The following is an 18984-nucleotide window of genomic DNA, read 5'->3' as shown; positions in this document are numbered from 1 at the left end:
GCATGCGCGTGCAGTTGGGGCGCAGCTTCGGCTGGCTGTGGTCGGCCTATGCCGTCAGCACATACGGCACGTGGATCGCCTTCGGCGCCTTCCCCCTCATCGCGGTGCAGGTGCTGCACTCACCGGCATTCGCCGTCTCGCTTCTCGAAGCGACCGGACTCACCGTCGCGGCGATCGTCGCGGTCCCGCTCGGGCCGTGGGTCGAGCACCGGGCCAAACGGCCGGTGATGATCGCCTCGGACCTGGCCCGGTTCCTCGCGATGGCGAGCGTTCCCATCGCGTACTTCCTCGGCGCACTGACCTACGGCCAACTGCTGGTCGTCTCGGTCGTCTCCGGAACCTCGAGCATCGTCTTCACCGCCGCCTCCGGCGCGTACCTGAAACATCTCGTCCGCAGCGAGCACCTCCTCGTCGCGAACGGAAGATTCGAAGGCACGAGCTGGGTGGCGACCGCGGCGGGACCGCCCATCGGCGGCGCGCTCGTCGGGCTGCTCGGCCCGGTCGTCACCGTCGCCGCCGACGCGCTCAGCTTCCTGCTGTCCGCGCTCGGGGTCCTCCGCATCCGTGGAAGCGACGTCGCAGCGCCCCGCGACACCGCCACCAGGTTGCGCGCCACCGACCTGCTGGGCGGCTGGCGATTCATCCTGCACGACCGAGTCCTACGTCGCCTGTTTCTCAACTCGATCCTGGTGAGCGGCCTGATCATGGCCACCCTCCCACTCCTGGCCGTCCTCCTGCTGGGCGAATACCGTTTCCCCGCCTGGCAATACGGTCTCGCCTTCGGCATCCCGGCGCTCGGCGGCTTCGTGGGTGCCCGCCTGTCGGCGCGCCTCGTCGCCCGCCACGGCAGGCGCCGGGTCTTGATCGTCTCCGGCTGGCTGCGCTCGATCTTCCCGCTCGGCCTCGCCTTCACCCAACCGGGGATCGCCGGACTCCTCACGGTGATCGTCGTCGAAGGCCTGCTGATCACCTGCATGGGTGTCTTCAACCCCATCAACGCGACAGAACGCCTGCAGCGCACTCCCGCCGATCACACCGCACAGGTCCTCACCGCATGGAGTGTCAGCAGCAAACTCACCCAGGCCACCCTCATGGTGATCTGGGGAGTCCTCGCCACACTCACCAGTCCACTCACCGCGATCACCATGTCCGGCGTTCTCCTGCTCTCCACCCCGCTCCTGCTACCCCGGCGGACACACATGCCCGAACCCGTGGCCTCGTCGGCCGAGGACGTCCCGGCCGCACGACTCGATAGGATTCTCGATTGAGGTTCTGACACATCACCCACAGAGAGAGTCGTTACGTGACAGAGGAATCCGACCGCGAAGACCTACTCCTCAGCGATGACGAGCGCATGCACGCCTTGAATGTCATCAGCGAGCACTACGCCGCAGGACGGTTGGACACCACTGAGTTCTATGACCGCTCGGAAGCGATCGCCTCCGCACGCACCCTCGACGTCATGCGCGGCGCTTTCCTGGGGCTGCCAGGCGGAATGCCGCTCGAGCAGGTCGACGGCCATCTCCGGAAGATCCCGGTCGGCGCAACCACCCCCGCGGCCCTGACCACGTCACCCAGTGCCGAGGCGGAGCTCTCCTCCCTGCGCAGGCGCGGCGGATTGATCGATTCGCTCGACGGAGTGATCTTCGGCATCACCCTCGTGACTTTCCTCGTACTGCAACTGGTCATCGACTGGGACTACGCCTGGGTCGTCTGGCCGTCACTGATCGTCACTCTGAGCCTCCCCCGGATGATCCTCAGCTTCAGCGACGACGACGAGGAGATCTACGAGGAGTTGAAGACCTCGGAAGCCCGATCACGCAAGAAGCGCCTCCAGGAGGCCACCGAGCGGATACACCAGCTCGAGACCAAGCGCGAACCCGACACGATCTGACCGCTCAGCGCGGCCGGATCGTGGGCGGGTCGTAGGCGCGGATCGGCGGCAGCTCGTCATCGAACCGCTCGACCTGCACGAGTACGTGCTGACCGGTGCAGCCGCGCGCCAGGCTCGAGGTGCCGACGTCGGCGGTGAGCACGTTCGGATTGCCGTGCACGCACATCGAATCCGGGTCGGCGGGGTCCAACGGATCGAACCAGGCGCCCGTCGAGAGTTGGACGACGCGGACCCGCACGCCCTCGTCGAGCACCGCCCCGGCCAGGCAGGCGCCCCGGTCGTTGAACACCCGGACCACGTCCCCGTCCGCGATACCGCGGGCGGCCGCGTCGTCGGGGTGCAGCCGGATCGGTTCGCGCCCCCGCACTTTCGAATTCTGACTGGTGGCCCCGTGGTCGAGTTGGCTGTGCAGCCGGGTCTTCGGCTGATTCGCGATCAGGTGCAGCGGGAAGGCCTCGGCCCGCCGTCCACCGAGCCATTCCTCCGGCTCGTACCAGGTCGGGTGTCCGGCGCAGTCCTCGTAGCCGAAGCCGTCGATGTCTGCCGAGAAGATCTCGATCTTGCCGCTCGGGGTGCGCAGCGCGTTGGCCTCGGGATCTGCCCGGAACTCCTCGAAGAGCGTCAGCTCCTCCTCGGTGCGCATGCGGACGTGCCCGCGCCGCCAGAACTCGTCGAACTCCGGCGCCTCCCCTCCGTCCGCAAGGACGTACCCGCGCCACTGGCCGTAGAGGTGCTCGATCCACTGCCCCGCGGTGCGGCCCTCGGTGAACCGCTCCCCGAACCCGAGCCGGTGCGCGAGCGCGGCGAAGGTGTCGTAGTCGTCGCGGGCATCGGCGAATCGCGGTGTGGCGGCGTGCATCGCGACCATCAGCGGATCGTTGCGCGTGCAGGACAGGTCCTCGCGTTCGAGGGACGTCGTGGACGGAACGACGATGTCGGCGTGCTTGGCCATCTGCGTCCAGTACGGATCGTGCACCACGATCGTGTCCGGCCTGGCCAGCGCGCGGCGCAGCCGACCGAGGTCCTGGTGGTGATGAAAGGGGTTGCCCCCGGCCCAGTACACCAACCGGATGTCGGGGAAGGTGCGGCGCTGACCGTCGAAGTCGTACTCCTGCCCCGGATTCAGCAGCAGGTCCGAGATCGCCGCCACCGGGATGGAGTCCGACACCGGGTTGGTCCCCTGGAACAGGGTCGGCAGCGGGTACGGCACCGGCGCAAGACCCGGCTCGTTCATCGAGCCGTACCCGTGCCCGAAACCGCCTCCCGGCAAACCGATCTGGCCGAGCATGGCGGCCAGGGTGATGCCCGCCCACGGAGCCTGCTCGCCGTGTCGCACCCGTTGCAGCGACCAGGTGACCGAGATCAGGGTGCGCCCCTCGGCCATTCGGCGGGCCAGGTCCGCGATGGCGTCGGCGGGCAGGCCCGACAGCTCTGCCGCCCACTCGGGCGTCTTGGCGACGCCGTCCGCCGCGCCCAGCAGGTATTGCTCGAACACCTCATAGCCGGTGCAGTAGCGGTCCAGGAACTCCCGGTCCGCGAGCCCCTCGTCGGCGAGCACGTAGGCGCAGGCGAGCATGATGGCCACGTCGGTCCCCGGACGCGGTGCGAGCCACTCCGCCTCGCCGTGCAGGTCGTCGCGCAACGGGCTGATGGACACGATCCGGCCGCCCCGCGCCCGCAGCGCATCGAGCGCGCCGCGGGTCGGGTGATGGCTGGTGCCGCCGTCGTTGACGGCGGTGTTCTTGAGCGGCACTCCCCCGAAGCACACCATCAGATCGGTCTCGCGGGCGATGACGTCCCAGTTCGTGGAGCGGGCGAACATCTTCCAGTGTGTCCCGACCACGCGCGGCATGATCACGCCGGTCGCGCCAAGCGAGTAGCTGTGCTCGGAGCGCGTGTAGCCGCCGAGCATCTTGAGGAATCGGTGGACCTGGCTCTGTGCGTGGTGGAAACGGCCGGGCGAGGACCAGCCGTAGGAGCCGCCGAAGATCGCGCGGTTGCCGTGCGTATCCACGACGCGACGCAGCTCACCGGCGAGTAGGTCGGCCAATTCGTCCCAGGACACCGCGACGAACTCGTCGGATCCCCGCCCCTCGGACGGCCCTGGACCCCGCTCGAGCCAGCCACGCCGGACGGCCGGTCCCGCCACCCGCGAGCGATGCCGGACGGAGCCGACCGTGTTGGCCAGGATCGGTGAGGGATCGCCGTCACCGGGGTACGGGTGCACCGCGGTGACCTCGGTGCCGTCGGATTCCGCCTCGAACATGCCCCAATGCGCCATGTGCTGGCGGCGCGTGGTTCCCGAACTCATGGCGGCCAGTCTGCCACCAGCGCAGGCGCCGCCCCGAACACCCTCGAGCGCCCGGTTTTGGGTGTATGCCTGATTCATGAGTCGCGGCGACGGACCGGCTCCACATGTCCTGGAACTTCGCATTCACGGGGTGAGCAACACCCCGCCGCACGACATGCTCGACGTGCAGGCCGACCAAGTGCACCGGGTGATCGGCGACCAGCTCGCCGGGTTCTGGACCGTCGACGGTGACGCCGCGGCCGAGCTCACCCCCGATCAGCGCGGGTACACCCCGCCTGGCGTCCGGCGCGAGGCCTACTCGTGGGGTGGGCTGGCGCGCACGACACCGGGAGGCACGGCACCCCTCGGTCAGGCGGTGCTGGCCGTGGTGATCAGGGCGGCCTGGTGCCTGGTGATGCCCTACGGGCTGACGAACCTGGCGTACTGGTCGCGGAATCTCTGCACCACCCCGGCCCAGGTGCGCCGGACCGCCACCGTGGTCCGACTGTTCGGGCTCGGCCTCACGCTGCTGTTCGTCAGCACCGTGGTGACGGTCTCCTCGGACCTGATCGCGCTGCAGTATCTGGAGCACGAGTCCGGGAACCTGCCCTCGCAGTTCCAGGCCCTGGCGAATCTGCCCCCGCAACGGCGACTGGCGGTGTCCCTGCTGGTGCCCGCCGCCGCGCTGGCGGTGCTGTGGTTCGTCTCGGCGCGGTCGCGGACCCGCTACGACGTGGACGGCGCTCGGCAGACCGCGGAGTCGGCGGATGCCACACCGGTTCTGCGGCGGCACGGGTTCTGGAACAACCGCGGCCACGCCACCGAGACCTCGATGATCCACATCGCCGCGGGGGTGGCGGGCACCGTGGCGATGTCCGCGCTGTTCGCCCCGCCCCGTGACGAGCGATTCGGCTGGGCCTTCTCGGCGATCGCGATCGTCGCCGTGCTGGCGATGGTCGCGGGCGCGGTGCGGCTGGTGCTCACGAGCGAGCGTGGTGTGGACGTGCCGGTCTCCCGCGCGGAGGAGGGCGTGCCCGCGGCGACCTGGGTTGTGGTCGCGGTCAGCGCGACGGCCTTCGTGGCGCAGTCGCTGTTGCTCGCGTTCGGGCCCCACGACCCGAACGCTCCCGACGGGGACGCGCCGAGGCTGGACGGCCTGGTCGCGGTGCCAGCGGTCCTCGTCCTCGTGTTGCTGGCGCTGGCGCTGGCCGGACTCTCGATCCGGCGGATGTCGCCGTGGTGGACGATCGCGCTGGCTACCACACTCGGCGTGGCGGCGGTCGCGTACCTCTGCGGGCAGCGGGGGCCTGCGGTGATCGCGGGCGCGGCCGTCTTCCTCGTCTTGCTCGCACTCGCGTTGCCCGGCAGCGAATTCCAGGCCTGGTCGGGCCGGGCCGTCGGCGTCTTCCTGCTGTTGGCCCTCGGCGGCGCCATGCTGCTGTCGAACCTCGTGGTGGTCGGCGTCGGCAACTGGCTCAACGGCTCCGGCGGGGCCGCGGAGCTGGTGTCGGACGACCCTGCGGGTTGCCAGACCGAGATCCGCATCCCGCCGATCTTCGGCTGGTTCGGCGTCGGCCTGGTCGCGGCCGCCGCCGTGCTGGTCGTCGTGCTCGTGGTTGCGGGGTGCTGTGCCGTTCGGTGGGCGGCCTTCATCCGGGCCCGCGGCGGAGGTGTCACGCCGTCCCCGGCGACTGCGGATGCGATCGCGCTCGTGGACCCCGACACCGTCCCCGCCGAGCGACTCGCCAACGCCGCCCATCGCGCCGAACCGGCGATCGGCGTGCTCGCCGCGCTAGCCCTCCTCGCGCTGCTCCCCTGCGTGATCCTGCCGCTGCTGCCCCGGCCACGCGACGGGGAACGCGCGTATCTGCAACTCCCCACCGGATGGGGCGCGCTTCTCGCCGCGGCACTCGCGGCGGCATTGGTTGGCGCCCTAGCCCTTCGACCACGCAGCGGCAGGCCGCTCGGCATCGTGTGGGATCTGCTGGGTGTGGTCCCGCGGGCCGCGCACCCGTTCGGCCCGCCCAGCTACTCGGAGCGGGCGGTACCGGAACTCGTCGCCCGGTGCGACGCCTGGCTCCGCGCGGACGACGGGAACCGGGTGGTGCTCTCCGCGCATTCGATGGGGTCCGTGCTCGCCGTCGCGGCGCTCCTCGACCCACGGTCCGAGGCACTGGCCGAGCGCGGCGCCCTGCTCACCTACGGTTGCCAACTGCGTGCCTACTTCGGCCGCATCTTCCCGGAACTGTTCGGACCCGACGCCATCGCGAACGCGCCCGCGTCGGGTGCGCGCCCGCTCGCGCCCGACGAGTTCCTGGGCGACGACGCCGGCCCGGCGGCACATCCCCGCGCGCAGACGCTGGCCGGCCTGCTCCGAGGAACCCCGGGGCGCCCGCGGTGGATCAACCTGTGGCGCGAGACCGACCACCTGGGTTTCCCGGCGTACTCACGACTCCCGAACCGGGTGGACGTACGGGCCGACGAGGTCGACAGGTCCGGATACCTGCCGACCGTCGCCGGCCACAGCGGCTACGTCCGCACCCCGCAGTACCGGGACGCACTCGCGGAGTTGCGGCGGATTATCGAGGCGTGAGGCCGATCAGGGCAGGGACGCGATCAGCTTCTCGACGTCCACCCGGGGCCCGGTGAAGAACGGGACCTCTTCGCGCACGTGCATCCGCGCCTCGGTGGCACGCAGGTCACGCATCAGGTCGACGATCCGGTCGAGCTCGGGCGCCTCGAACGCGAGGATCCACTCGTAGTCGCCGAGCGCGAAGGCGGGGATGGTGTTCGCGCGCACGTCCGGGTAACCGCGACCCGCCTTGCCGTGGTCGGCGAGCATCTTGCGGCGCTCGTCGTCCGGGAGCAGGTACCACTCGTAGGACCGCACGAACGGGTACACGCAGATGTAGGCACCCGGCTCCTCACCCGCGACGAACGCGGGCAGGTGGCTCTTGTTGAACTCCGCGGGGCGGTGCAGTGCGACGTTGCTCCACACCGGGTCGCTCGCGCGACCGAGGATGGTGGTGCGCCGGAAGTCGGCGTAGAGCTTCTGCAGATCCTCCAACTTCTCCGCGTGCGTCCAGATCAGGAAGTCCGCGTCGGCGCGCATCCCGGCGATGTCGTAGACGCCGCGGACGGTCGCGTCGGTATCCTCGAAGGAATCGAAGAACGCCTTCGCGTCGTCGATCGCCTTGGTGCGGTCCTCTTCGAGGACGCCCGGCTGCACCTGGAACACCGAGAACATCGCGTAGCGGAGCGTGGAGTTGAGCTTGTCGTAATCGAGGCGTGCCATGGCTCTATCGTGCCATCTGCTCCGCGACCGTGGTCGCCGCCGTCGTCGCCGCCGCCACGCAGGCGGGCACACCGACGCCGTGCAGCAGTGCCCCCGCGACGGCGAGCCCGGGCAGCGCGCCGATCGACTCCTCGATGACCTGCACGCGGTCGAGGTGGCCCGGCCCGTACTGGGGCAGCCCACCGTGCCAGCGCTGCACGACCGCGTCGACCGGATCGACCCGAAGGCCGGTGACCGTCTCGAGGTCCGCGCGGGCGGCCGCGACGAGTTCGGCGTCGGGGGCGTCGACGATGTCGGCGTCCCCGAACCGACCGAACGAGGCCCGCACCAGCGCCCCGCCGCGCTCGGCCAGGTGCGGCCATTTGCGGCTGGACAGCGTGAATGCCTTGGCGCGCACGGATTCCCCGGTGGCGACCAGGATGCCGGAGTTCTGCGGCAGCGGCGCCGCATCGGCAAGCGCGAGGGCGACGACGACGGACGAGGCCAGCGGGATCTGCGCGGCGGCCGCACTCGCGACGGGCGCGACCTCGGACAGCAGCGCGGCCAGCGACGGCGCCGGCACGGCCAGCACCACGCCGTCGACCCGGCCGACCGGATCGATCCACCAACCCGTCCCGCCGGGCGAGCGGGACAGGCCCGACGCGTCCGCGCGCAGCACCGTCGCGGCTGCCCTTTCCTTCAGCGCGTCGAGCAGCACGCCGTAGCCGTCGCGAAGCCCGCCGAACACCGGGCCGGGCTTCGGCTCCGGCATCGCCTCGGCGACCGCCGCCGACAGGCTGGCGGCGCCGCGGTCCAGCGCCGCGGCCAGGGTCGGCAGCGCCGCGCGCACGCCGATCGAGTCCGACAGTCCCGAGTACACGCCGCCGAGCAGCGGGTCCACCGAGCGACGCACCACCTGCTCGCCGAAGCGGGAACCGACAAGGGTCGCGACATCGGTGTCGGAGCCGGGCCGCCAGTCCAGCGGAACGCCCGGCTCGGCAGCGATCCGGGCCAGGGTCTGCTCATCGACGAGTCCCGCCATCGACTCCGGTCCCGCCGGGATGCCCATCAGGGTGCCCCCTGGCAGCGGGTGCAGCGTGGCCCCGGACCAGATCAGCGGGCGCACCCCGGCCGGGGCGACGATCTGGTCGGACAGGCCGAGTTCGGCGAGCAGCGCGGGCACCTCGGGCCGCCGCGCGATGAAGGCCTCCGCGCCGACGTCGACGCCGTCGCCGGCCAACTGCGTGGTCCGCAGCTTGCCGCCGACGCGCCCCGACGCCTCGACCATCGTGATGACGGCGTCGGGCCCGAGCCGCTGACGCAGTCGATACGCGGCCACGAGGCCGGAGATGCCCCCACCGATGACGGCGACCGATGTCACAGCGAGTGCACCAGCTCCACCGCCGCGGTCAGCACGCCCGGATCGGTGTCAGGGAGCACCCCGTGGCCGAGGTTGAAGATGTGGCCGATCGCACCCGCCGCGAGGGCCCGGTCCGCCTCGCCCGCCACCCGGCGGACCTCGCGTTCGACGGCATCCCAGCCGGCGAACAACACCGCCGGGTCGAGATTGCCCTGCAGCGCCTTGCCGGGGCCGACGCGGCGGGCGGCCTCGTCGAGCGGGATCCGCCAGTCGACGCCGACCACGTCGGCGCCCGCCTCGCCCATGGCACCGAGCAGTTCGCCGGTGCCCACACCGAAGTGGATCCGCGGCACTCCTGCCTCGGCGACCTCCGCGAACACCCGCTCCGAATGCGGCAGCACGAACTGGCGGTACTCGGCGAGCGAGAGCGCACCGGCCCAGGAGTCGAACAGCTGCACCGCGTCGACGCCTGCGTGCAGCTGCGCCTTGAGGAACGTGATCGTGGTGTCCGCGAGCGATCCGAGCAGCGCGTGCCAGGTCTGCGGATCCGAGTGCATCAGCGCCTTGGTGCGCTCGTGGTTACGGCTGGGACCGCCCTCGACCAGGTAGGAGGCCAGGGTGAACGGCGCCCCCGCGAACCCGATCAGCGGGGTCTCGCCCAGTTCCTTGGTGAGCAGCGAGATCGCCGCGGTGACCGCGCCAACCTCCTCGGTGCGCAGCCGCGGCAGCGCCGCGACATCGGCCGCCGAGCGGATCGGCGAGGCGACGACGGGTCCGGTGCCTGCCACGATGTCCAGGTCGATGCCCGCCGCCTTGAGCGGGACGACGATGTCGGAGAACAGGATCGCCGCGTCCACCCCGTGCCTGCGGACCGGCTGCATGGTGATCTCGCAGACCAGCTCGGGATTGAAGCAGGATTCGAGCATCCCGATCCCGGCCCGGATCTCGCGGTACTCGGGCAGCGACCGGCCGGCCTGCCGCATGAACCACACCGGACGGTGTGCCGGTGTGCGCCCGGTCGCGGCCGCCAGCAGCGGAGCCTGGGGCAGCATTCGCCGGTACGGGTACTGCGCGCCGGTGGTCATGGCCGCATTCGTGTCTTCCAGGTCGCTCATATGTCCCAACGCTCGTCGCCCGCCAAGTTTCCTTTCCCGGTCATGCTGCCAGATCCGCGACCGGGAACCCGACTCCAGCCGTGGCGGGCAGGCCGGGGCGACTCATGCACCGATCTGGCCTGCGATCCGGTGCTCGAGCTGTGCTCGTGCACCGGCCGGCAGCACGATCAGCCCGTCGAGGTCCTTACGCGCCTTCGCATACGCGCTCTGCCGCTCTTCCTGGGTGGCCCCCTCGTCCATGGCCAGCCGCAGCAGCCGCTGGGCACGGACCAGCCGCTCTTGCTCGCGAGCGGTGAATCCGCTGCGACGCCGTCGCTTCGCCTCCGCTTCGCAGACATCGAAGGCGATCGCGTAGCCATGCACGGCGTCGCGGTACTCGACCTGCGCCTCGTGGTTGCCGACCATCGATTCCGGGTCCTCCGGCCGGAGCAGGTCCGCGCGTCGCTTGGCCTTGTGGAACTCGACCGTCAGCGGCTCGCGCATGTCCGTGATCATCGGGAAGTCGAGCAGCGTCACCAGGCTCATCTCGTAGCCGAACCAGCGCGCATCGGTCTGATCGTGCTCGTCGACGATCTTGGCGATCTCGCGTCGCTGGGTCCGCTCGTCGGTGTGGATCTGCGCCTTGGCGCGAGCAATCTCGATCTTCGTCTGCTGCTTCAGCCGGTAGCGCTCCAGTCGCCGCTCGGCGCGGCGCCGGTTGGCCGCGCCGACTGCTTTCACGGCCCCGCCGATACTGCCGCCGAAGACGAACAGCAGCCACCAGGAGTGCGAGAGAAACCCGAGCAGCTGGTCCACCTCTTCATGATGCCTTCGGCGGGAGCAACGCGCGACGCGGAGCGCCGGGAGCCGATGCCGCTAGAACCGGCGCGCCTCCACCGGCGAGGATCGGGGCAGGTCTAACGTCCGCGTTGTGACCACGTCGGGATCCCCTGCCGAGCCTGCTCAGTTTCGCAGCGCGATAGCTGCGATGCAGAAGGCCGCGGTGCACCCGCAGATCGAGATCGGTCCGATCCGGCCACCGCAGCGATTGGCTCCGTACAGCTACGCGCTCGGCGCCGAGGTCCGGCATCCCGAGTCCGACATCGTGGCCGAACAGTCCGAGGGTGACGCCTTCGGACGGCTGATCCTGCTGTACGACCCCGAAGGCGACGAGGCCTGGAACGGCACCATGCGGCTGGTCGCGTACATCCAGGCCGACCTCGACGCCGATCTCGCCGCGGACCCGCTGCTGCCGGAGGTCGCCTGGAGCTGGCTGGTAGACGCGCTCGAGACCCGCGGTGAACCGATGACCGCGCTCGGCGGCACCGTGACCGCGACCAGCTCGGTGCGGTACGGCGACATCGCGGGACCGCCGCACGCGCATCAGCTCGAACTGCGCGCCTCATGGACCGCGACCTCCATCGAACTCGGCCCCCATGTGGAGGCGTTCTGCGAGGTGCTGGCCTACGCCGCCGGCCTGCCGCCGGTCGGCGTCACCCAGCTCGGGAGTCCGTCGAAGGGTTGAGCTCAGTGTGCGGGCGCTGCGCGGGCTCCGCGCCGGACGCCCTGCCCGCCCGGACCGAATCGAGGAACGCCGCGATCGCGCGGATCACCTGGTCGCTGCGAATCGAGTGGAAGATGTCGAAGGCGTGCTGCGCGCCGCGCAGTTCCGCATAGGCGACCGGGCTGGTCGAGACAGCCCGCAGCCTCGCCACGAACTCCCTGGCCTCCGCCACCGGCAGCAGCGAGTCGTGGGTCCCGTGCACGACGAGGAACGGCGGCGCATCGGCGCGCACCTTCGCCAGCGGCGACGCGGCCAGGTAGTCCTCGGGGAATCGCGCGCCCTTGCCGAGCACCATCTCGCTGATCCTCGACTCGACACGGGCCCGCACCTGCCTGATGCCCGTCTCCGCGGCGAAGTCGTAGGCCCCGTACATCGGTACGCAGGCCGACACCGAGGTGTCGATGTCCTCGAAACCCGGCTGGAGCCCGGGGTCGTTGGCGGTGAGCGCGACCATCGCGGCCAGGTGCCCACCGGCCGAGCCGCCCGTCACTGCGAGGAAATCGGGGTCGCCGCCGTACTTGTCGCCGTTCGTCCGCAGCCAGGCGACGGCCTGCTTGAGCGCGATGAGATGGGCGGGCCAGCTGGCGCGCGGCGAGAGCGGATAGTTCACCGCCGCGCACACCCACCCGCGGGAGGCCAGCTCCACCATCAGCGGCAGGCCCTGATGGTCCTTGCTGCCGATCACCCAGCCGCCGCCGTGGATCTGCAGCAGCATCGGCGCGTTCGGCGGTAGGTCGCGGTGGTGGTAGACGTCCACGCGGAACCGGGCACCGCCGGGCGCGTACTCGAGGTTGCTGACCCTCGCGACATCCTCGCGGAGCATCCGGAACGGCCTGCTGCTCGAGCGCCAGTCGATGGGGCTGCCTGCACCGGGATCGTCCACGCCGATCTCGCGCAGTGCGTCCGCCATCTCCTGCCCCGCGCGACGGGACGAGACCATCGCCGCCGTCAGCCCGGCAGCGGACACGGCCGCGAGCGCGAGACCCAGCCGGTCGCTACGCGTGGACACGCCGTGGCGGGCCAGGTGGACACCCGCGTCGAGGACCGTCGCCCCGAGTTGCTGGGGCGCCAGTTCCGACGTCAGCCAGCCGGCGAGGAAGGCGGGCACGGAGGCCCACATACCGGGGACGGGTCGCAGCGCGTTGGCCGTCAGCGCCGCGTTGACCGCCTGCCGGATCAGGAAACCCCGTGTCATGTGACCTCTTTCACCCCTGCGCCCGAAGCGGGCTTTTCCGTTCACCCGATTCAATAGTAGAAGCGCCTCTAAAGTTGGGACATGGAGAGACTGAGCGGTCTGGATTCAACGTTCCTCTATCTCGAGACCCCCACCCAGCTCTTGCACGTCTGCGGGCTGATCGTCCTCGACGTCTCGACGATCCCGGGCGGGTACGACTTCGATTCCTTCAAGTCGGAGCTCACCGCCAGGGCACAGGGCATGCCCGTCTTCCGCAGGAAACTGCACGACTCCGTGCTGAACCTCGACCATCCGGTCTGGGTCGACGACCCCGAGTTCGACATCGACCGGCACGTGCACCGGATCGCGGTACCCGGCCCCGGCGGCCGCAAGGAGCTCGCCGACCTGTGCGGTCACATCGCAGGCCAACAGATGGACCGCACCATCCCCCTGTGGGAGATGTGGGTGATCGAGGGCTCCGAGGACGGCACCGTCGCGATCATGTCGAAGATGCATCACGCGAACGTGGACGGCGTGACCGGGGCGAGCATGATGGCGCAACTGTGCGGGCTGTCCCCCGACGCGCCGCGACCGGAGGTCGACCCCGACCAGCGCACGGCGGGCGACGCGGACACCCTCGATCTCGCCGTCAGCGGCCTGGTCGGTTTCGTCAGCCGCCCGCTCCAGCTGGCCAGGGCACTGCCGAGCGGGCTCGCGCTGCTGCCGAAATGGATCACCCGCGCGCGACGCGGCGAGGCGATGCCCGCGCCCTTCACCGCGCCGCGGACCTCCCTCAACGGGGCCCTGACCGGCCACCGCAATATCGCCTACGCACAGCTGGATCTCGCGAAGGTCAAGCTGGTCAAGGACGCCTTCGGCGTCAAGGTCAACGACGTGGTGCTGGCGATGGTCGGCGGTGCGCTGCGCCGCTACCTCACCGACCGCGACGAGCTGCCCGACACCTCGCTGGTCGCGATGGTCCCGGTCTCGGTGCACGAGACCTCCGATCGGCCGGGGACCAACCAGATCTCGGGGATGTTCACCCAGCTGGGCACGCAGATCGGCGACCCCGTCACCCGGCTCACCGAGGCCAACGCGCACAACACCATGGTGAAGTCGCACAATGCCTCGCTCGGCGCCAGCCTGCTCCAGGACTGGTCCCAGTTCGCGGCGCCCGCGGCCTTCGGCCCGGCGATGCGGGTCTACTCCTCGCTCAAGCTGGCCGAACGCCATCCCGTGGTGCACAACCTGGTGGTCTCCAACGTCCCGGGTCCGCCGGTCCCGCTGTATCTCCTCGGCGCGCGCATCGTGGCAATGTTCCCGCTCGGACCGATCTTCCACGGCGCCGGACTAAACGCGACGGTGATGTCCCTCGACGGCAGGCTCAACGTCGGCCTGATGTCCTGCCCGGAGCTCGCTCCCGAGCTGTGGGACCTGGCCGACGCCTTCGGGCCCGCCCTCGACGAGATGGTCAAGGCCGCCCGCGCCAAGACCCGCAAGCGCAAGGCCACGTCCGCCCGGACGTGACGCGCACCCGGCGTCTGCTGAAGCGGCCGGGTTCGCGCCGTAAGGTCATTGTTCATGTCCGATGTCAGCGACCAGGCCCCCGAGCGCACCGCCGTGCCGCTCCTGACCCCCGAAGGCGGGCTCCCCGAGCTCGTCGACTCGACCCGGTTGCTGGCCGCGGCCGTCGACCGGCTCGCCGCGGGCACCGGCCCGCTCGCGGTCGACGCCGAGCGCGCATCCGGCTTCCGGTACTCGAACCGCGCCTACCTGCTGCAGTTCCGGCGGGCCGGCGCGGGCACCGTCCTGGTCGATCCCATCCCGATCGCGGGCGACCTGGCCCCGCTCGCCGAGGTGATCAACCCGCTCGAATGGGTGCTGCACTCGGCCGATCAGGATCTCCCCGGGCTCGACGAGCTCGGCATGCGGCCCGCCGCCCTCTACGACACCGAGCTCGCGGGCCGGCTGGCCGGCTACGAGCGGGTCGGTCTGGCCGCGATCGTCGAGCGCACGCTCGGGTTCGAACTGAAGAAGGGGCACGGGGCCGACGACTGGTCCAACCGCCCGCTGCCGGAAACCTGGCTGAACTACGCGGCACTCGACGTCGAGGTGCTCCTTGAGTTGCGCGACGCCGTCGCCGAGGATCTGGAGTCGCAGGGCAAGACCGACTGGGCCGCGCAGGAATTCGAGCACGTGCGGCTCGCGGGCCCGCCGAAGCCCAAGCCCGACCGCTGGCGACGCACGTCGCAGATCCACTCCCTCAAGTCGCCGCGCCAGCTGGCCGCGGTGCGCGAACTGTGGACCGCACGGGACGAGTTGGCACGCAAGCGCGACGTCGCGCCGGGGCGGGTCCTGCCCGACTCGGCGATCGTCGCGGCGGCGACCGCCGACCCGAGGACCGTCGACGCGCTGCGGGCGTTACCGGTGTTCGGCGGACCTCGTCAGCGCCGGTCCTCTGCGCTGTGGATGCAGGCGCTCGAACGGGCACGGGCACTCTCGCCCGAGGACCTCCCCCCTGTCACGCAGCCGTTCACCGGTCCGCCGCCGGTCAACCGCTGGTCACGACGCAATCCCGAGGCCGCGGAACGGCTGACGGCGGCCCGCGCGGCCATCACCGAACTCTCAGAGCGGGTGAAGGTCCCGGTGGAGAACCTGCTCACCCCCGAGCTCGTCCGGCGCCTGTGCTGGGATTTCGATCCCGCCGATCATCCAGGAGACCTCACACGGGTGACCGCCGAGATCGACGAGACACTGGCGGCGGGCGGTGCCAGGCCGTGGCAGCGCGAGCTGACCGCCCCCCTGCTCGCGGAGGCACTGCGCACGGCACCCACCCATGTTACTGGTGAGTAATACGCGCTAGAGTGGACGTGCCGGACGTCGTGTCCGGCCGTTCGTCCACTCCAGCCAGGAGGAATCCAGCGTGGCTGCTCCCGCATCACAGCGCAGCGTCGTCTTCGTCGACGGCATCCGTACCCCGTTCGGCAAGGCCGGACCGAAGGGCATGTACGCGGAGACCCGTGCCGACGACCTCGTCGTCAAGGCCATCCGCGAACTGCTCCGCCGCAACCCGCAGCTCGACCCCGCCCGCATCGACGAGGTCGCCATCGCCGCGACCACGCAGACCGGCGATCAGGGCCTGACCATCGGCCGCACCGCCGGAATCCTCGCCGGCCTCCCGGAGACCGTGCCCGGCTTCGCCATCGACCGCATGTGCGCGGGCGCGATGACCGCCGTCACCACCACCGCGTCCGGCATCGGCTTCGGCCAGTACGACGTCGTGATCGCCGGTGGTGTCGAGCACATGGGCCGTCACCCGATGGGCGAGGGCGCCGACCCCAACCCGCGCTTCCTGGCCGACCGCCTGGTCGATCAGAGCGCGCTGGTGATGGGCAACACCGCCGAGAACCTGCACGACCGGTTCCCGACCATCACCAAGGAACGCACGGACGCCTACGCCGTGAACAGCCAGAACAAGTACGAGGCAGCCAAGAAGGCCGGCTTCATCGCCGACACCCTTGTGCCCGTCGCCACCCGCTCGGCCGCAGGCTGGGGCCTGGCGACCGAGGACGAGCCGCCGCGCCCCGGCACCACCGTCGAGGACCTCGCCGGCCTCAAGACCCCGTTCCGTCCCGCGGGCCGGATCACAGCAGGCAACGCGGCGGGTCTGAACGACGGCGCCACCGCCGCGATCCTCGCGGGCGAGGACACCGCCCTCGAGCTCGGCCTGCCGATCGGCATGCGCATGGTCGGCTTCGCCTACCAGGGCGTCGACCCGGCCGTGATGGGCTACGGACCGGTCCCTGCCACCGAGAAGCTGCTGGCCCGTACCGGATTGAAGATCGAGGACATCGGGCTCTTCGAGCTCAACGAGGCCTTCGCCGTCCAGGTCATCGCCTTCCTCGAGCACTACGGCATCGCCGACGACGACCCGCGCGTCAACCAGTGGGGCGGCGCCATCGCGTGCGGCCACCCCCTCGCCTCCTCGGGAGTGCGTCTGATGACGCAGCTCTCCCGCCAGTTCGCCCAGCGTCCCGACGTCCGCTACGGCCTGACCAGCATGTGCATCGGTCTGGGCATGGGCGGAACCGTGATCTGGGAGAACCCGAACTTCGACGGAGCCAAGTAACCATGTCTGAAATCGCAACCGCATTCGCCGACGAGGTCGTGACGAACGCGTTCACCAAGCTCGTGTCCGTCCCCGGGATCGAGGGCAAGGTCGCCCTGATCACCCTCGACAACGGCTTCGACCACACCAAGCCGTCGTCGTTCGGCCCCGGCGGACTCACCGCGCTCGACGCCGCGCTCGACGAGGCCTTCGCCGCGAACCCGACGGCGATCGCCATCACGGGCAAGCCGTTCATCTTCGCCGCGGGCGCGGACCTCAAGGGCGTGCCGTCCATCACCAGCCGCGAGCAGGGCCTCGAGCTGGGCCGACTGGGCCACAAGGTGTTCCGTCGCCTGCGCGAGTCCAACGTTCCGACCTTCGCCTTCGTCAACGGCGTCGCGCTCGGCGGCGGCCTCGAGGTCGCGCTGCACAGCCACTACCGCACCGCATCCGAGAGCGCGGGCGCGCTCGGCCTGCCCGAGACCATGCTCGGCCTGGTTCCCGGGTGGGGCGGCACGCAGCTGCTGCCGAACCTGATCGGCGCCGACAAGGCGGTCACCCTCGTCATCGAGAACCCGCTCAACAACGGCCGGGTCATCAACCCGAAGAAGGCCCTCGAGCTCGGCGTCGTCGACGCGGTGTTCGGTTCCGCCGACTTCATCGAGCAGTCCCTCGGCTGGGCCGCGCAGGTCCTCGCGGGGGAGATCACCCCGGCCCGCCAGGAGATCGACCGTGGCAAGGACTGGGACGACGCCATCGCCCGCGCGAAGGCCATCGTCGCAGGCAAGACGAAGAACAACGCCCCTGGCGCGGTCCGGGCCATCGAGCTGCTCGAGCTGGCCCGCGGCACCGACCTCACCGATCCGGCCTCGCTGGACGCCGGCTTCGCGGCCGAGGACGAGGCGCTCGCCGACCTGCTGATGGCCGACGAGCTGCGCGCAGGCCTCTACGCCTTCGACCTGGTGAACAAGCGGGCGAAGCGTCCCGCAGGCGCGCCGGACAAGTCGTTGGCGCGCAAGGTGACCGGCGTCGGCATCATCGGTGCCGGCCTGATGGCCAGCCAGCTCGCGCTGCTGTTCGTGCGCCAGCTCAAGGTCCCGGTGATCCTCACCGACATCGACCAGGAGCGCATCGACAAGGGCGTCGGCTACGTCCACACCGAGATCGACAAGCTGCAGGGCAAGGGACGGCTGTCCGCCGACGCCGCCAACCGCCTCAAGGCACTGGTCTCCGGCTCGCTGGACAAGTCGGCGTTCGCCAAGACCGACTTCGTCATCGAGGCCGTCTTCGAGAACCTCGACCTGAAGAAGAAGATCTTCGCCGAGCTCGAGGACTTCATCGCCCCCGAGACGATCCTCGCGACCAACACCTCGTCGCTGTCGATCACCGACATGGCGGCCGACCTCAAGCACCCCGAGCGGGTCGTCGGCTTCCACTTCTTCAACCCCGTCGCGGTGCTGCCCCTGCTCGAGATCATCAAGGGCGCCAAGACCGACGACGCTACGCTGGCAACGGCTTTCGCCACCGCCAAGACGCTGAAGAAGTCGGCCGTGCTGTGCGGCGACAAGGCCGGATTCGTCTTCAACCGCCTCGTCACCCGCACCCTCGGTGAGGTCATGACCGTGGTGGACGAGGGCACCCCGTTCGACGTCGCGGACAACGCGGTTGGCGGGCTGGGCATGCCGATGAGCCCGTTCACCCTGCTGGCCCTCGTCGGTCCCGCGGTCGCGCTGCACACCGGCGAGACCCTGCAGGCCGCGTACCCCGAGCGGTTCACGAGCTCGCCCGGACTCGAGGCGCTCGTCGAGGCCCGCAAGCCCGGCGTGTGGACCTACGGCGAGAACGGCCAGGTCGTCGACCCCGAGGTCGCCGCGCTGTGGCCCCAGGGCGACAAGGCGTCCACCGCCGAGGAGGTCCTCGAGCGCACGCGTCGCGCGTTCGCCGAGGAGATCGCGATCATGCTCGACGAGGGTGTCGTCGCGGCGGCCGAGGACATCGACCTCTGCCTGATCCTCGGTGGCGGCTTCGGCTTCTGGAACGGCGGCATCACGCCGTACCTGGACCGGACCGGCACCTCGGAGGCCGTGAACGGCAAGCGCTTCCTGGCGCCGGGCGTCGCGAGCGTCTAGCTGGTACGGCACACATCACGAAACGGGCGCGGGGGGGGGCCGGTACCCCGCCCCCCCCCGGGGGGGGGGGGGCGCCCCCGGGACAGCGGGGTTGTGG

General features: G+C 70.5%; 14 protein-coding genes. 8 read left to right on the top strand and 6 right to left on the bottom strand.

Annotated elements, in window-relative coordinates; all coding sequences use genetic code 11:
• The first annotated feature begins 2 nt into the window (after positions 1-2).
• Complete coding sequence (locus ABIC28_RS26735) at positions 3-1268, top strand: MFS transporter (protein WP_097211302.1); 1266 nt, start codon at positions 3-5, stop codon at positions 1266-1268.
• Positions 1269-1303: 35 nt separating this feature from the next.
• A complete protein-coding gene (locus tag ABIC28_RS26730; protein ID WP_097211301.1) occupies positions 1304-1894 on the top strand; it encodes a DUF1707 SHOCT-like domain-containing protein in 591 nt (196 codons plus the stop codon).
• 4 nt (positions 1895-1898) lie between these two features.
• Here ABIC28_RS26730 and ABIC28_RS26725 read toward each other — a convergent pair whose 3' ends face one another.
• A complete protein-coding gene (locus ABIC28_RS26725) occupies positions 1899-4175 on the bottom strand; it encodes a molybdopterin-dependent oxidoreductase (RefSeq protein WP_354581770.1) in 2277 nt (758 codons plus the stop codon).
• Between the two features lie 160 nt (positions 4176-4335).
• Between ABIC28_RS26725 and ABIC28_RS26720 the strand changes: the two genes are divergently transcribed.
• Positions 4336-6777, top strand: coding sequence for a hypothetical protein (locus ABIC28_RS26720; RefSeq protein WP_354581745.1), 2442 nt, complete (start codon positions 4336-4338; stop codon positions 6775-6777).
• 6 nt (positions 6778-6783) lie between these two features.
• Here the strand turns inward: ABIC28_RS26720 and hemQ are convergent, their stop codons facing one another.
• The 4 genes from hemQ to ABIC28_RS26700 all read right to left on the bottom strand — a co-directional run bounded on the left by hemQ (position 6784) and on the right by ABIC28_RS26700 (position 10728).
• Positions 6784-7479, bottom strand: a complete 696-nt coding sequence (hemQ, locus tag ABIC28_RS26715) for a hydrogen peroxide-dependent heme synthase (RefSeq protein ID WP_077041439.1) — start codon at positions 7477-7479, stop codon at positions 6784-6786.
• A gap of 4 nt (positions 7480-7483) precedes the next feature.
• Positions 7484-8839: a protoporphyrinogen oxidase gene (locus tag ABIC28_RS26710; RefSeq protein ID WP_354581742.1), complete on the bottom strand. Its 1356-nt coding sequence runs from the start codon at positions 8837-8839 to the stop codon at positions 7484-7486.
• Entirely contained in the window at positions 8836-9933 is a 1098-nt protein-coding gene (hemE, locus tag ABIC28_RS26705; RefSeq protein ID WP_373560240.1) for a uroporphyrinogen decarboxylase, read from the bottom strand. The genes ABIC28_RS26710 and hemE overlap by 4 nt, the downstream gene beginning before the upstream one ends.
• A gap of 102 nt (positions 9934-10035) precedes the next feature.
• Positions 10036-10728 carry a hypothetical protein gene (locus ABIC28_RS26700; RefSeq protein ID WP_097211296.1) on the bottom strand — a complete coding sequence of 231 codons (693 nt, stop codon included), beginning with the start codon at positions 10726-10728 and terminating at the stop codon, positions 10036-10038.
• A 115-nt stretch (positions 10729-10843) separates the two neighbouring features.
• Between ABIC28_RS26700 and ABIC28_RS26695 the strand changes: the two genes are divergently transcribed.
• The gene (locus tag ABIC28_RS26695; protein WP_077041436.1) at positions 10844-11437 is read left to right on the top strand and encodes a DUF3000 domain-containing protein; all 594 of its coding nucleotides are present in this window, start codon (positions 10844-10846) and stop codon (positions 11435-11437) included.
• Here ABIC28_RS26695 and ABIC28_RS26690 read toward each other — a convergent pair.
• Entirely contained in the window at positions 11406-12671 is a 1266-nt protein-coding gene (locus tag ABIC28_RS26690) for an alpha/beta hydrolase (RefSeq protein ID WP_097211295.1), read from the bottom strand. The two genes, ABIC28_RS26695 and ABIC28_RS26690, sit on opposite strands and share 32 nt — an antisense overlap.
• 81 nt (positions 12672-12752) lie before the next feature.
• Here ABIC28_RS26690 and ABIC28_RS26685 point away from each other — a divergent pair, with 81 nt between their 5' ends.
• From ABIC28_RS26685 to ABIC28_RS26670, 4 genes are all read left to right on the top strand, one after another.
• On the top strand, positions 12753-14177 hold the full coding sequence (locus ABIC28_RS26685) for a WS/DGAT/MGAT family O-acyltransferase (RefSeq protein WP_097211294.1): 1425 nt from the start codon (positions 12753-12755) through the stop codon (positions 14175-14177).
• A 54-nt stretch (positions 14178-14231) separates the two neighbouring features.
• Positions 14232-15503 (top strand): HRDC domain-containing protein, encoded by a 1272-nt coding sequence (locus ABIC28_RS26680; protein WP_097211293.1) that lies wholly within the window; start codon positions 14232-14234, stop codon positions 15501-15503.
• Positions 15504-15573: 70 nt separating this feature from the next.
• The gene (locus ABIC28_RS26675; protein WP_097211292.1) at positions 15574-16779 is read left to right on the top strand and encodes a thiolase family protein; all 1206 of its coding nucleotides are present in this window, start codon (positions 15574-15576) and stop codon (positions 16777-16779) included.
• 2 nt (positions 16780-16781) lie between these two features.
• Complete coding sequence (locus ABIC28_RS26670; RefSeq protein WP_354581738.1) at positions 16782-18887, top strand: 3-hydroxyacyl-CoA dehydrogenase NAD-binding domain-containing protein; 2106 nt, start codon at positions 16782-16784, stop codon at positions 18885-18887.
• Positions 18888-18984 lie beyond the last annotated feature (97 nt).

This window comes from Rhodococcus sp. PvR044, from assembly GCF_040548995.1.
Lineage (GTDB): Bacteria > Actinomycetota > Actinomycetes > Mycobacteriales > Mycobacteriaceae > Rhodococcus_G > Rhodococcus_G oryzae.
This window is presented reverse-complemented; position numbering and strand designations above follow the sequence as displayed.

Coding starts and splice junctions, on each gene's coding strand:
- ABIC28_RS26735 (WP_097211302.1), top strand. CDS start 3: ATGCGCGTGCAGTTGGGGCGCAGCTTCGGCTGGCTGTGGTCGGCCTAT.
- ABIC28_RS26725 (WP_354581770.1), bottom strand. CDS start 4,175: ATGGCGCATTGGGGCATGTTCGAGGCGGAATCCGACGGCACCGAGGTC.
- hemQ (WP_077041439.1), bottom strand. CDS start 7,479: ATGGCACGCCTCGATTACGACAAGCTCAACTCCACGCTCCGCTACGCG.
- hemE (WP_373560240.1), bottom strand. CDS start 9,933: ATGAGCGACCTGGAAGACACGAATGCGGCCATGACCACCGGCGCGCAG.
- ABIC28_RS26690 (WP_097211295.1), bottom strand. CDS start 12,671: ATGACACGGGGTTTCCTGATCCGGCAGGCGGTCAACGCGGCGCTGACG.
- ABIC28_RS26685 (WP_097211294.1), top strand. CDS start 12,753: ATGGAGAGACTGAGCGGTCTGGATTCAACGTTCCTCTATCTCGAGACC.
- ABIC28_RS26680 (WP_097211293.1), top strand. CDS start 14,232: ATGTCCGATGTCAGCGACCAGGCCCCCGAGCGCACCGCCGTGCCGCTC.
- ABIC28_RS26670 (WP_354581738.1), top strand. CDS start 16,782: ATGTCTGAAATCGCAACCGCATTCGCCGACGAGGTCGTGACGAACGCG.